The sequence below is a fragment of the Microbulbifer agarilyticus genome (genome assembly GCF_019800665.1).
Lineage (GTDB): Bacteria > Pseudomonadota > Gammaproteobacteria > Pseudomonadales > Cellvibrionaceae > Microbulbifer > Microbulbifer agarilyticus_C.
Genome location: NZ_JAHVKO010000006.1, coordinates 198,628 through 212,693, shown reverse-complemented (window position 1 = coordinate 212,693; position 14,066 = coordinate 198,628). Strand labels below are relative to the sequence as shown.

The window sequence follows — 14,066 nt, the reverse complement described above, 5'->3', positions numbered from 1 at the left end:
GTGCAACCCCCGAAAATTCAGGAAGTCGCCCGGAAATGCCGCGGCCGCAGACCGCTGGCCAGCAGGACAAAGCCATAGGTGGCGCCACCGGCGGCAACAAGGGCGCCCATACGCCAAGCTCGTTCCCACCACAGCCACTGATTCCACTCGCCCCAGAAATGCAGGATTGTCAGCAGTATTGCTGCCATGGCCAGATTGGCCAACAGCAGGCGCACAAGATACATCCGCCAGCCGGCCTCCGGCGCATAGACGCCGCCCTGGCGCAGGCCGCGGTACAGCAGCCAGGCGTTGATCGCCGCCTGCCCGGCGGTGGCCATCGCCAGCCCCATATGACCAAGCTTAAAGTAGATATGCAGTGGGATGACGAACAACAGGCTCAACAGCATCTTTGAGGCGATGGCGATCAGGCCAAACTTCACCGGTGTGGCGGTGTCCTGGCGCGCGAAGTACCCCGGAGCCAGCACCTTGATCAACATGAAAGACAGCAGGCCGAAGGTATAGGCGCGCAGTGACCACGCAGCCATCTCCATGTCCCGCGGGGTCATATTGCCGTACTGGAACAAAACGGTGAGCAGGGGCTCGGCCAGCACAAACAGGGCCACCGCTGCCGGCAGCGCGATCAGAGTGACGCTGCGCAGCGCCCAATCGATGGTATGACGGAACTTGCGCGGGTCGCCGCCGGCGTGCTGGCGGGAAAGGTTCGGCAGAATAACCGTCGCCACGGCCACCCCAAATACTCCCAGCGGCAGTTCCGTCAGGCGATCAGAAAAGTACAGCCAGGTCACCGAGCCGGTTGGCAGGAAAGATGCCAGCACCGTGTCCAGCACCAGACTGATCTGGGTAACCGACACACCAAAGATCGCCGGCGCCATCAAGCGCAGAATCTTGCGCACCCCGGGGTACTGCCAGTCCCATTTTGGTCGCGGCATCAGCCCCTGCTGCATCAAAAAGGGGATCTGGAACAGCAACTGCACCACGCCCGCCGCCAGCACCCCCCAGGCAAGCGCCATCACCGGCGGTTCAAACCAGCCGGCGGCAATGGTGGCCGCACCGATCAGCACCAGATTCAGTAATACGGGGGTGAGCGCGGGGATCAAGAAACGGTCGAAGCTGTTCAACATGGCGCCGGCAAAACCGGTCAGCGAGATCAGCATCAGATACGGAAAGGTGATACGCAGCATTTCCGTGGTCATGGCGAACTTTTCAAGCTCGTTGCCGCCCCACCACCAGCCAAAGGCAAATATTCCTGCCACCAGTGGCGCACACAGAACTCCGAACAAGGTCACCAGCAACAGGGTGCCGCCCAGCGCACCCGCAACGCGATCGTTCAGCTCCCTGACTGCCGCAATACCGCCGTTCTGGCGGTACTCTGCCAAAACCGGCACAAAGGCCTGGGAGAAAGCCCCCTCGGAAAACAGCCGGCGGAAGAAGTTGGGGATTTTGAACGCCACAAAGAAAGCATCGGCGGCATCGCTCGCACCAGTCAGGCGTGCAAAGACGATATCCCGGGCCAGGCCCAGCACCCGCGACAATAAAGTGGCGCTCCCCACCACCGAACTTCCGCGCAACAGTCCCCGTTGCGGACTATCTTTTGGTGCCTGCGGGGCCTGCTCGGGAGAGTCCGGGTTCGGATTGGAGGTCTGTTTTGGCGAAGATCCTGCCACTTCCCTGATTCCTGGTTCACGATCACAACATAATGGCCGGCAAGTCTACCGCAATCTACCTACTCGGCCATCTGGTCTGGGGAACTATTCCCGCATTTCATCCGCGCCACGCCCTACGCTTGGCGCAAGAGGGAACTATACTCAGGTTATGCAGTTGGCGCGCTACAGGGAGTAGTGGCAACAGAGGAGTAACGGAATGACCATCAACGCATTGATTATTGCACTGATACTGGCGGTTCTGCTGTATATCGCCGTAGCCATGGGCCCGCGCCCGCGGCGTGTGCGTGTGCGCATCGAGCAACCGAGAGACCGGCGTTACAGGCGACCTCAAGACTGAGACACCCCTCATACCAAGAGGCGGAACTCAGTCACAAGGGGCGACGCCATATTTCGCCATAATTGTTGCGGAATTCGCCCGATGGGCGCCACGCCAGTGCCTCCTTGCGGGATTTAAATAACTCTCAACCGAAGCGGGAAACACCCGATCGGAACCAAGAGAAGTTATTTCAATCCAATCGCAAGGAACACGATCATGAAAAAGTTGTTGATGGCAGTAACCCTGAGCACTCTGACCCTGAATGCTATCGCTTCCGCTGAAGCCGCTACTGACACCGAAATTGATTCACAGGGCTCCGTCCTGACCCCGGCCGCACAGGCCAGCGTATTCACCGGCGCCGCAGTTGCGGGAGCCGCCGTAGGAGGCCCCATCGGCTTTATCGCCGGGGCAATCGGCGGGGCCTGGCTGGGCGATCAGATTAAGCAAGCAGAAGAGGCAGACATGCTCGCAACGCAACTCACCGAAAGCCGCACCGAACTGGGCAACCTCGCACAACAACTGGATGCGGCGCGACTGTCCGCTAACGACGCCCGCGAGCTGGCACTGGAGAGCCTCGAATTCCAGATGCTGTTTACCACCGGCGACGACGAACTCCAGGAAGCTCAGGAACGTCAGGCTGCAGCCATGGCCGACTTCCTCAACCGCCACCCGCAGCTGCAGGTGTACCTTGAAGGACACTCCGATCCACGCGGCAGCGACGGTTACAACAATGTGCTGTCAGACCAGCGCGCACTGAGCGTACAGCGCGCCCTGGAAGCCTACGGCGTCGCTCCGGAACGCATCGAACGCCGCGCCCTCGGCGCCAGCCAGTCCAAAGCCAGCAAAGGCGACCACGACGCCTACGCGCTGGAGCGCCGTGTAGACATTCACTTCGGTATGCCGGAAGCGGTTGCGGGCTCCTTCTGAGCGAGCAAGCTAACGTAACGCACTAAACAGACCGGCCGCCGCTCTACAAAAGTAGCGGCCGGCTTCCCCGAGCACGATTCCCCTTCTGGGGCAGCAGCTCAGACTCCCTCAAGCTCAACCCTGTATGTGGTACTTTGCGCGCAGCACGCCTGTAGCTGCGCGCCTTTTTGCCACCTGAGTTGCCGCCCAAGCAGATCCAACCTGCAGATATCTTTGCCTCGGGCACCGCTAATCGGGCATGATTTTCCGCTGAAACAAATCTAATAATTCGTCACAGCGCCGGAAACCTATGAGCAGTCCCACCATTGCCATCGTCGAAGATGAAATCGCCATTGCCGAAAACTACCGCGACGCCCTGCGCCGCAGCGGCTACCAGGTGAATCTCTATCACACCCGACCGGACGCGCTGGCGGCCTTCCAGCAAAGACTGCCGGATCTGGCGGTGATCGATGTAGGACTGGGGGCTGAAATTGAAGGAGGCTTCGAACTGTGTCGCGAGCTGCGCGCCATGGCACCAACTCTGCCCATTCTGTTCCTCACCGCGCGAGATTCCGAGTTGGATATCATCTCGGGCCTGCGACTGGGCGCCGACGACTACCTGACCAAAGATATTTCACTGCCCCATATGCAAGCGCGTATCAGCGCCCTGCTGCGGCGGGTCAGCGTCATGCAGTCGAATACTGGCGATGACGACACCATCACCCAGGGTGACTTGAAGCTGGACGTATCCCGCCTGCACTGCCACTGGCAAGGCGAACCGGTGGACCTTACGGTGACCGAGTTCTGGATTGTGCACGCACTGGCCAAGCGCCCGGGCCATGTCAAATCCCGCAGCCAGTTAATGGAGGCGGCGCGCGTGGTACTGGACGACAACACCATCACCTCCCACGTAAAGCGCATTCGGCGCAAATTCCAGGCGATTGACGCCCAGTTCGATGCCATAGGCACCGCCTACGGCATGGGCTATCGCTGGCAGACCTAATGAAGCCACTTTCATGAACTTGCGCCGCCAACTGGTCCTACTAAGCCTTTGCGCGCTCGCCCTGCCCTGGTCGGGCTGCCAGTATTTGCGCCAGGTCGACCAGGCCCTGAGCCAGGGGCAAATGCAAACGCTGGAGGCGACCGGTAACGCCATCGCTGCGCGCCTCGCCAGTGCTCCGGAACTGGTGGCACCAGACCCCAGACGCACCGGGCGTCCACCGGGGGCCCAGCTATACCTGCACCCTCTGGAGACGACGCCACAACTGGACGGCTACGGAGCGGAATGGAGTGGGCGCGGCTTGCAACCGAGGGTACTGACCGACTCAGAGGACGAACCTCTCGCCCAGGTCACCCTGGGCAAACGCGGCAGCCAGGTTTACCTGATACTGACTGCCAGGGATGCCAGCCCCAGCTACAAGGACCCACGCGTCCCGGGTATATCCAACGGCGATACCGTAGAAATTCACACCGCCCACCAACAGTACACCTTACCCGTGGCCAGCCAGGGGCCGGTGCAAGCCATGTGGTACAACCCGCGACGAGGCGAGTATGAACGCGAGCTGCGCATCCGCGGACGTTGGACCGCATCCCCGCAAGGCTACCAACTTGAACTGGCGCTGCCATTTGCACTGACTGGCGGCGAGCTTGCACTGCGCGTGCTCGACCGCCAGCGCAGCGACGGCGGCAAACCCGCGCGCCAGGCCAGCACCCTGCCCGCCGATGGCCGCCCCGGCATATTGGTAGAACCGCTGCCCGCGCTGCAAAGGGAGCTGGAGCACTTCGCCCGCCCGGAGCTGCAACTCACGATTGTCGACCAGGAAGGCTTCGTGCTGGCCCGCACCGGCCGCGACTGGCATCAGGACACTGGGCAATACTCTAGCGGTGCAGAGAGTAACTGGCTGCAGGACTGGCTCAACCGCCAGGTACTCGCCACCGATAAGCTGCCGCCTCTCCCGGAAGACGCATTACCAGAGACCCTCACACAAAACCGGGAAACCGCGAGCCAGTGGTTCAATTTGCCGGCGGCACGCGCAAACGGTGCTGCCGAAGAGCGCATCGCTGCAGTGAGCGTGCCGGTGGTCACCCGTGCCGACAATATCATCGAGCGACCGCTACTCGGCCGAGTCATTACCGCCCAGTCTTCCAACGCCCTACAGTCGCTTACCGAGTCTGCGGCACAACGGCTCTGGCTGACCACCGCCGCCGCGGCGGGACTGGTACTGCTACTGCTACTGGGTTACGCCAGCTGGCTGTCCTGGCGCATTCGCAAACTGCATCGAGCCGCGCAAACCGCGGTGGACAGCAGCGGCCGCCTGCGCGGTGAATTCCCCCGACCCTATCTCAACGACGAGCTGGGAGCGCTGAACCGCGCCTTCGCCAGCCTGCTGGCGGAACTGGATCACTACCATCAGTATTTGCGCAGCCTCGCCAGCAAACTGTCCCACGAGCTCCGTACCCCCCTTGCCGTAGTGCGCTCTTCCCTGGACAACCTGGCGGCGGGAGAACTGGATACGGACAGCCGGCGCTATGCCGAGCGCGCTGCCGAAGGCGGAGCGCGCCTGTCGTCCATTCTCAACGCGCTTTCAGCCGCCAACCAACTGGAGGCCAGTATCAGTCAGGCGGAGCGCGAGGAATTCGACCTCTGCGACCTGCTGCAGCTACTCACCCAAAGCTATGCCGACGCCCATCCCAAGCACCAGCTTGCTCTGGACAGCCCCGATGGGCCTCTGGATTACCACGGAGCGCCGGAGTTACTCGCCCAGCTACTGGACAAGCTTGTGGATAACGCCGCCAGCTTTGCCCCGGAGGGTACCGCAATTCAGCTAACACTGGAGGCCGATGATGAAGCCTACCGAGTGCGCGTCGGCAATACGGGGCCACTCTTGCCAGAAGGCTTTGAACAGAAGCTGTTTGACTCGCTGGTATCGGTGAGGGATGACGGCGGCAAGGCCGGCCATCTGGGGCTGGGGCTGCATATCGCACGCTTGATCGCCGACTTCCATCACGGGGAGCTGCAGGCGGCCAATCGCGACGATAACAGTGGGGTAGTTTTTACCCTGAGCCTGCCACGCTGAACGGCGCTGCGCACGCCACCTTGGCGAAGCTATCCCCAGCGGTCACAAACAAGCCGCCAAGGCGGTTGACAAACAACCAACGCTGGGGATAATGTCGCGTCCCAAACGGGCCCCCGGCCCGATTGTTCGAGATTTTATAGATTCCAGACAGGAGCAACCGGTGGCCAACTCACCCCAAGCGAAGAAACGCGCGCGCCAAAACGAAAAGCGCCGCAATCACAACGCCAGCCTGCGCTCCATGGTGCGCACCTACATCAAAAAGGTAGTTGCGGCCATTGATGCAGGTGACGCAGAAAAAGCCAAGACCGCTTACGCGGAAGCTGTGCCGGTTATCGACCGCATGGCTGACAAGGGCATCATTCACAAGAATAAGGCTGCTCGCCATAAGAGCCGCCTGAATGCCCAGATCAAGAAGCTGGCTGCCTAAGCCACCGCTTCCTGAGCACAAAAAAAACCCCGCTTATGCGGGGTTTTTTATTTACAACAAAATAAGATTGTCGCGATGGATTAGCTCATCGTCGTCGCGATAACCAAGCAGCTCAACAATGCGATCGGACGACTGGCCACACACCTTGGCAGCCTCTGCACTGTCATAGTTGACCAGTCCGCGAGCAACCTCCACACCAGAACTGCTCACGCAGCTCACCAGCTCACCGCGGTGAAAACGCCCCTCCACGCCCACAACGCCCACCGGCAACAGGCTTTTGCCCTGGTTACACAGCGCGCGCTCGGCGCCGGCGTCCAGCACCAACTTGCCACGAACCTGCAACTGCCCCGCCAGCCAGCGCTTGCGTGCGGTCAATGGATCCGCTTCCGGCAGCAGCAAGGTGCCCACGTCTTCGCCCGCAGCCACGCGCTCGATTACCCCGTCGATACTGCCACCAACAATCACCGTGCGCGCCCCTGAGCGCGCCGCCAGCTGCGCCGCGCGCACCTTGGTCGCCATACCGCCACGCCCGAGGCCACTGCGGGAATCCCCCGCCATTGCCGCGAGCCGCGGGTCGGTCGCAGCCGCTTCACGCACCAGCTCTGCATCGGGATTATCCCGGGGATCCTCGGTAAACAGGCCATCCGCATCGGTGAGAATCAGCAGGGCATCCGCCTCCACCAGGTTCGCCACCAGCGCCCCCAGGGTATCGTTATCACCGAAGCGAATCTCGTCGGTCACCACCGTATCGTTTTCATTGATAATGGGCACGGCGCCCAGGGACAGCAGGGTCTTGATGGTGCTGCGCGCATTGAGATAGCGGGTGCGGTTGGAGAAGTCGTCATGGTCGAGCAGGATCTGCGCAGTGCGGCAGTCGTACTGCCCAAACGCGTGCTCGTAGACCTGCACCAGGTGGCTCTGCCCAATAGCGGCCGCCGCCTGCAACTGATGAATGGAGTCCGGGCGCTTGCGCCAGCCCAGGCGATCCATGCCCGCGGCGACGGCGCCGGAGGAGACCAGCAACACCTCAATGCCCTGGCGGCGCAAAGCGCTGATCTGGCCGGCCCAGTTCTGGATGGCCGCGCGATTAACCCCGCGACCATTGTCGGTTAACAGGGCACTGCCAATTTTTACGACCCAGCGCTTGCTCGCCGCAAGCTGCCGGCGTGGCGAGATGGAATCCATTTCTTCCTCATATGGGGTATGCCCCCGCAGAAAAACCCTTATCCAGATTTTTACGCTGCGAGGACCGATAAATCAGGGACGATATTCTATATCGACGTCGTAGTCGTCGTCGTCCCATTCTTCATCATCTTCCCCAGATTCTTGCGCCGATTTGCGCTTGGCACGCTGTGCCTCACGCAAATGGTCGATGCGCTCGCGGGCCTCGCGCTGCATCTGGCGCTGCGCTTCCTGCTCCGCCTCGAATAGATCGCCGTCCAGCTCTTCCTGCTCCTTGCGCTCTTCGAGGTAGTCCATCAGCTGGCCGGACAGCACATCGGTGCCATCGCCACGAATGGCCGCCACGCGGAATACCGGCCCCTGCCACCCCAGTGCGTTTACCACGGCCTGGCAACGCTCTTCCAGCTCCTCCGCCGGCACCAGGTCGGTCTTGTTCAGCACCAGCCAGCGCTCGCGCCCGGCCAGTGTCGGGCTGAAGGATTCCAGTTCGCGCTCGATGGCCAGCGCATTCTGCGCGGGGTCGGAGCCGTCGAACGGCGCCAGGTCCACCAGGTGTAGCAGCACACGGCAACGGGTCAGGTGCTTGAGGAAGCGGATACCAAGTCCCGCGCCCTCGGCGGCACCCTCGATCAATCCGGGGATGTCGGCAATGACAAAGCTGCGGTACTTCTGCACCTTCACCACACCAAGGTTTGGCACCAGAGTGGTAAACGGGTAATTGGCCACCTTGGGCTTGGCCGCGGACACCGCACGGATAAACGTCGACTTGCCCGCATTCGGCAAACCCAGCATGCCCACATCGGCGAGCACCTTCAGCTCCAACTTGAGGTTGCGGCGGTCACCCTCGCTGCCCGGGGTGGTCTGGCGCGGCGCGCGGTTGGTACTGGACTTGAAGCGGGTATTCCCGAGGCCGTGCCAGCCGCCCTGTGCCACCAGCAGCTTCTCACCCGGCTCCAGCAGGTCGCCGAGGGTCTCCCCGGTTTCCACGTCGATGGCGGTGGTCCCCACAGGCACCTTCAGCACCAGGTCTTCACCCTTGGCGCCGGTACAGTTGCGCCCGCGCCCAGCTTCGCCGTTCTGGGCCTGGTAGCGGGGCTGATAGCGGTAATCCACCAGGGTGTTCAGTGACTCATCGGCCACCAGATACACGGAGCCGCCGTCACCGCCGTCGCCACCGTCGGGGCCGCCCTTGGCGACAAACTTCTCGCGACGAAAGCTCAAGCACCCTTTACCGCCGTTGCCGGCCTGCACCGAAATCGGCGCCTCATCTACAAATTTCATGTGTCTACTTACCGGGTTATCCGGTCTTCAGTGTAATTTGCGGTCCATCAATACAAAAAAGCCCCGCGAATGCGGGGCTTTTCGATCGGGCGTTGTGACCGCTTAGGCTGTTTCGATGGAAACAAACTTACGGTTGTTAGCGCCTTTCACCTCGAACTTCACTACGCCATCAGCGGTAGCGAACAGGGTGTGATCTTTGCCCATACCAACGTTTACGCCAGCGTGGAACTTGGTGCCGCGTTGACGAACGATGATGCTGCCTGCGGAAACCGCTTGGCCGCCAAAGCGCTTAACGCCCAGGCGTTTACTTTCGGAATCGCGACCGTTTCGCGTACTACCGCCAGCTTTCTTATGTGCCATGAGTAGTTACTCCTCTTCTATTACCCGGGGATTAGCCTTTGATGCCAGTGATTTTAACTTCGGTGTACCACTGACGGTGGCCCTGACGCTTCATGGAGTGCTTACGACGACGGAACTTGATGATCCGTACTTTTTCGCCGCGGCCGTGGCTCAGCACTTCTGCAGTCACCTTGGCACCTTCCACTACCGGCGCACCGATGTTGATGGTGTCACCGTCCACTACCATCAGAACCTTGTCGAAATCGACAGATTCGCCAGTAGAGACTTCAATTTTTTCCAGGCGCAGTACTTCGCCTTCTTCTACACGGTGTTGTTTGCCACCGCTCTCGATAACAGCGTACATATCTCTATGCTCCAAAATGGACGACACGAAGCAGCGGCAGAGTCACAACAAGATAAGTGACCAACTAACCAGCATTTTGGGAGCTTGCGCCGTTGATGTTAAAAACTTCTTCCCTACCCACACTACATCCACAAAACACGGACGCGGTTTGAGCGGGGCGCAGATTCTAATCAATTCGCCCGCTGGATACAATAGTGCGTTTTTCGGACAGATCAGCCCCTGACTGCCCGCCAACCGGGGCTTGGCAGGCTCTTTCTAGCCTCGCGCCTTTCCCAGTGAAGACAAAACCGCTAGTCTTGCCGCCGTGAGAGAGATAAGCGCGGAAATCAAGCGCAGTAATAAGGAACCTTGTAAGGACCCCCGCATGTTGCCCTTCCACCAGGTAGCCGCCGACGACTTCGCGGCCGTCAACCAGCAAATCATCGACCAACTGCATTCCGACGTCCCTCTGGTGGAGAATATCGGATACTATCTGGTCGAGGCCGGCGGCAAACGCTTGCGCCCATTACTGGTACTGCTGTGCAGCCGCGCCGCGGGGTATGCGGGGAATGCCCACATCACCCTGGCGGCGATTATCGAATTTATCCACACCGCCACCCTGCTCCACGACGACGTTGTGGACACTTCCGACATGCGCCGCGGCCGCCTGACCGCCAACGCCCAGTGGGGCAACGCACCGGCGGTGCTGGTCGGTGATTTCCTCTACTCGCGCGCTTTCCAGATGATGGTGGCACTGAAGGACATGGATATCATGTCGATCCTCTCGGACACCACCAACACCATCGCCGAGGGCGAGGTACAACAACTGGTGAACGCCGGCGACCCCGCGGTGAGTGAAGCGAACTACCTCAGCGTGATCCATAAAAAAACCGGCGCCCTGTTCGAAGCAGCCTGCGAAACCGCCGCGGTGCTGGCGGGATGCAGCGCCGACGAGCGTGAATCCCTGAAGCTCTATGGCCGCCATCTGGGCTCGGCATTCCAGCTGGTAGATGACGCGCTGGATTACCGCGGCAACCCGGAAGAGCTGGGCAAAAATGTGGGCGATGACCTGGCCGAGGGCAAACCCACCCTGCCGCTTATCTACGCAATGGCAAACGGCACGGAGGAGCAGGCGGCGCTGGTGAAAGAAGCCATTGAACAGAAGAACTCCGAAAAACTGACGGAGATTGTTGCGGCCATCGAGAGCTGCGGCGCGCTGGACTACACCTTTGAACGCGCCAACAAGGAAGTAGAACTTGCGCTGGAGAAACTGGAGTTCCTGCCCAACGGGGAGCACAAGGCGGCGCTGCGCCAGCTCGCGGAATTTTCGGTAGCGCGCACCAAGTAATACGCACACCGAGCACCAAACAAAAAAGCCCCGGATTGTTCCGGGGCTTTTTATTTTGCAGCCGTTAAGACTAAAAGGCTGTTAACCGCGAATCAGGGTTAACAACTCTTCGGTCTTGGCCTTCATCAACGCCGCATCACCACGGGACTCAACGTTCAGTCGCACAACTGGCTCGGTATTGGACATACGCAGGTTAAAGCGCCAGTCGTCAAAGGCGACACTCAGGCCGTCTACGTGCTCCACACTTTTCGCGTTCACAGCGTATTTTTCTTCCGCCGCTTGCAGCAGCGCCTTGGGATCTTCGACCTTGGAGTTGATCTCGCCGCTACAGGGGAAGGCAGCCATGCGCTCACCCACCAACTGGGACAGAGACTTTCCGGTGCTACTCACCAGTTCGGCCACCAGCAGCCACGGAATCATGCCGCTGTCGCAGTAGGCAAAATCGCGGAAATAGTGGTGAGCACTCATCTCACCACCATAGATGGCGTCTTCCTTGCGCATACGCTCCTTGATAAACGCATGGCCGGTTTTACTCTGCACCGGAGTACCGCCAGCAGTCTGCACGATATCTTCGGTGTTCCAGGTCAGTCGCGGATCATGCACGACCTTCGCGCCCGGATGTTTAGCCAGGAACGCCTCGGCCAGCAGGCCAACGACATAGTAACCTTCAATAAACTCGCCACTTTCATCAAAGAAGAAGCAGCGATCAAAGTCGCCATCCCAGGCAATACCGAAATCGGCACCGCTTTCACGCACCGCAGCAGCGGTCGATTCGCGGTTCTCCGGCAAAATCGGGTTGGGAATACCGTTGGGAAAGTTGCCATTGGGTTCGTGATGTACACGCACAAACTCAAACGGCAGGCTTGGAGCCAGCGCATCCACCACGGCTCCGGCACCGCCATTACCCGCATTGACCACCAGCTTTAACGGTTTCAGCGCAGAAGTATCTACGTAGCCGAGCAGGTGATTTACGAAGTCGTCGCGGTGGGCAAAGGTGTGCAGTTCGCCACGCGTCTCGACCGCAGCGAAATCATTGTCTTCGGCCAGCTTCTTGATATCCAGCAAGCCAGTATCGCCGCTGATCGGGCGCGAACCCGAGCGGACAAATTTCATACCGTTGTAATCCATGGGGTTGTGGCTTGCGGTCACGCAAATGCCACCGTCAAAATCCCCGTGAAACGTCGAGAAGTAGATCTCCTCGGTACCGCACTCACCAATGTGGTAGACATCTGCACCGGCATCGCGCAGGCCATTGGCCAGCGCATCGGTCAGCTCGCCACTAGTCAGGCGAATATCGTGGCCCACCACGACGCGACGGGCGTCGAGAAATTGGGCGAAAGCCCGACCTACGCGATAAGCGACATCCGTGTTCAGCTCGTCCGGCACCCGGCCGCGCAGATCATAGGCTTTAAAACAGGTTAATTCAGACATCTCAGCCACTCTCCCCTGGCAAATAGACATTTTGGTAAACATGGTTGGTGGCTTCGATAAAGCCGTCGACAGAACCGCAGTCGAAGCGGCGCCCCTTGAATCGATATGCAAGAACACAGCCACGTTTGGCTTGGGTCAGCAGGGCATCGGTAATCTGGACCTCGCCGTTTTTACCCGGCGGGGTCTCGCGAATCAGGTCGAAAATATCCGGCGTCAGCACATAGCGGCCGATAATAGCCATATTGCTGGGGGCCTCTTCCGCCTTGGGCTTTTCCACCATGTCGGTGACCTGGTACAGGCCCGGCTTGATTTCATTGCCGGCAATCACCCCAAACTTGTGGATCTGCTCCTTCGGCACTTCCTCGACGGCAACGATGCTGCAGCGGAACTGCTTGTACAGTTGCACCATCTGCCCCAGCACGCCCAGATCGTCGTTCAGGCACAGGTCATCCGCCAGTACCACAGCAAAGGGTTCATCACCGACCAGGCGCTGCCCCTGCAGGATCGCATCCCCCAGGCCGCGCATTTCCCCCTGGCGGGTGTAGGAAAAACTCGCAGTGTCGATCACCTTGCGCACGCTATCGAGGTAACGCTCCTTGCCGGTGCCGGCAATCTGGTGTTCCAGCTCAAAATTCGTATCGAAATGGTCTTCGATCGCACGCTTGCCGCGGCCGGTGACAAAACCGATCTCGGTCAGCCCCGCCTCAATGGCTTCCTCTACGCCATATTGCACCAGCGGCTTGTTGACCAGCGGCAACATCTCCTTGGGCATGGCCTTGGTGGCCGGCAGGAACCGCGTACCGTAGCCCGCGACCGGGAAAAGACACTTTTTGAGCATTGCTCGCCCCTCATTATTAAATCGATTCCGTGTAACTTGTGCCGAAACGCTGACTTTCAAGAGCAACATGGCAAAACCACGGACATCCGTCGACCGCGCAACTTATCACAAATGGATGACAGTCTTCAGGCACACCTCGTCACAGCAACACAGGACTAGCGGTCTCTGCGGGCAATCTGGCAAGATGTCCGGAGTTTCGAGCCAAACAACGACGGTCAAGGGCTAATTGGGACAGTTCCAGTCACAAAAAGCGTTATGACTGACTGGACAAGATATCCTTAGCGCTTAGAATGCCGGCTCGTGTAAGAAATACCCAGAATGGGGACCCAATGAGTAATTTCGTTCAAAAAAGCAGCTACACCCGTGAGGAACTTCTGGCCTGTGGCCGCGGTGAAATGTTCGGGCCGGGCAACGCGCAGCTGCCGACTCCCAACATGCTGATGCTAGACCGCATCACCCACATCGCCAAAGACGGCGGTGAATTCGGCAAGGGAGAGTTGATCGCCGAATTGGATATCACTCCAGACCTGTGGTTTTTTGACTGTCACTTCCCTGGCGACCCGGTAATGCCCGGTTGTCTTGGCCTCGACGCCATGTGGCAGCTGCTGGGTTACTTCCTGGCATGGAAAGGCAACCCCGGCCGCGGCCGTGCTCTCGGTTGTGGCGAAGTGAAGTTCACCGGCCAGATTCTGCCGACCAACAAGAAGGTCACCTACCACATCCAGATGAGCCGCCTGGTAGAGCGCAAGCTGGTGATGGGTATTGGCAATGGCTCTGTGTCCGTGGACGGCCGTGAAATCTACACCGCAAAAGACCTGCGTGTAGGCCTGTTTACCCGTACCGACGACTTCTGATACGGCAGACAGTCACACCGGTGACTGTCACATAGAAATATAACAATTCACTCTACAAGT

At 59.7% G+C, this 14,066-nt stretch carries 14 protein-coding genes; 7 read left to right on the top strand and 7 right to left on the bottom strand.

Annotated features, from left to right (window positions below; genetic code table 11):
• Nucleotides 1-17: 17 nt before the first annotated feature.
• Entirely contained in the window at nt 18-1,664 is a 1,647-nt protein-coding gene (gene murJ / locus KUV22_RS15465; protein WP_390625299.1) for a murein biosynthesis integral membrane protein MurJ, read from the bottom strand.
• A 196-nt stretch (nt 1,665-1,860) separates the two neighbouring features.
• On the opposite strand from murJ, the gene KUV22_RS15460 reads away from it, so the two are divergent.
• From KUV22_RS15460 to rpsT, 5 genes are all read left to right on the top strand, one after another.
• A complete protein-coding gene (locus KUV22_RS15460; protein ID WP_157520416.1) occupies nt 1,861-2,001 on the top strand; it encodes a hypothetical protein in 141 nt (46 codons plus the stop codon).
• A 195-nt stretch (nt 2,002-2,196) separates the two neighbouring features.
• Nucleotides 2,197-2,907, top strand: a complete 711-nt coding sequence (locus KUV22_RS15455) for an OmpA family protein (protein ID WP_222232600.1) — start codon at nt 2,197-2,199, stop codon at nt 2,905-2,907.
• Between the two features lie 289 nt (nt 2,908-3,196).
• Complete coding sequence (pdsR, locus tag KUV22_RS15450) at nt 3,197-3,889, top strand: proteobacterial dedicated sortase system response regulator (protein WP_222232599.1); 693 nt, start codon at nt 3,197-3,199, stop codon at nt 3,887-3,889.
• A 13-nt stretch (nt 3,890-3,902) separates the two neighbouring features.
• Nucleotides 3,903-5,963: an ATP-binding protein gene (locus tag KUV22_RS15445; protein ID WP_222232598.1), complete on the top strand. Its 2,061-nt coding sequence runs from the start codon at nt 3,903-3,905 to the stop codon at nt 5,961-5,963.
• Between the two features lie 160 nt (nt 5,964-6,123).
• Nucleotides 6,124-6,390 (top strand): 30S ribosomal protein S20, encoded by a 267-nt coding sequence (gene rpsT / locus KUV22_RS15440; RefSeq protein ID WP_010132154.1) that lies wholly within the window; start codon nt 6,124-6,126, stop codon nt 6,388-6,390.
• A 51-nt stretch (nt 6,391-6,441) separates the two neighbouring features.
• Here the strand turns inward: rpsT and proB are convergent, their stop codons facing one another.
• The 4 genes from proB to rplU form a co-directional block, all read right to left on the bottom strand.
• Entirely contained in the window at nt 6,442-7,575 is a 1,134-nt protein-coding gene (gene proB, locus KUV22_RS15435; protein WP_222232597.1) for a glutamate 5-kinase, read from the bottom strand.
• A gap of 72 nt (nt 7,576-7,647) precedes the next feature.
• Nucleotides 7,648-8,853 (bottom strand): Obg family GTPase CgtA, encoded by a 1,206-nt coding sequence (gene cgtA, locus KUV22_RS15430; protein ID WP_222232595.1) that lies wholly within the window; start codon nt 8,851-8,853, stop codon nt 7,648-7,650.
• 102 nt (nt 8,854-8,955) lie between these two features.
• Nucleotides 8,956-9,213, bottom strand: a complete 258-nt coding sequence (rpmA, locus tag KUV22_RS15425; protein WP_010132157.1) for a 50S ribosomal protein L27 — start codon at nt 9,211-9,213, stop codon at nt 8,956-8,958.
• 31 nt (nt 9,214-9,244) lie between these two features.
• Nucleotides 9,245-9,556, bottom strand: a complete 312-nt coding sequence (gene rplU, locus KUV22_RS15420) for a 50S ribosomal protein L21 (protein ID WP_222232593.1) — start codon at nt 9,554-9,556, stop codon at nt 9,245-9,247.
• A 364-nt stretch (nt 9,557-9,920) separates the two neighbouring features.
• On the opposite strand from rplU, the gene ispB reads away from it, so the two are divergent.
• Nucleotides 9,921-10,883, top strand: a complete 963-nt coding sequence (gene ispB / locus KUV22_RS15415; RefSeq protein ID WP_222232591.1) for an octaprenyl diphosphate synthase — start codon at nt 9,921-9,923, stop codon at nt 10,881-10,883.
• A gap of 81 nt (nt 10,884-10,964) precedes the next feature.
• On the opposite strand, the gene KUV22_RS15410 is transcribed toward ispB, so the two are convergent.
• Together KUV22_RS15410 and galU are read right to left on the bottom strand one after the other, a co-directional pair.
• A complete protein-coding gene (locus tag KUV22_RS15410) occupies nt 10,965-12,314 on the bottom strand; it encodes a phosphomannomutase (protein ID WP_222232589.1) in 1,350 nt (449 codons plus the stop codon).
• Nucleotide 12,315: 1 nt separating this feature from the next.
• Complete coding sequence (gene galU, locus KUV22_RS15405) at nt 12,316-13,152, bottom strand: UTP--glucose-1-phosphate uridylyltransferase GalU (RefSeq protein ID WP_222232587.1); 837 nt, start codon at nt 13,150-13,152, stop codon at nt 12,316-12,318.
• A 329-nt stretch (nt 13,153-13,481) separates the two neighbouring features.
• Here galU and fabA point away from each other — a divergent pair, with 329 nt between their 5' ends.
• Nucleotides 13,482-14,006 (top strand): 3-hydroxyacyl-[acyl-carrier-protein] dehydratase FabA, encoded by a 525-nt coding sequence (fabA, locus tag KUV22_RS15400; RefSeq protein ID WP_010132163.1) that lies wholly within the window; start codon nt 13,482-13,484, stop codon nt 14,004-14,006.
• Nucleotides 14,007-14,066 lie beyond the last annotated feature (60 nt).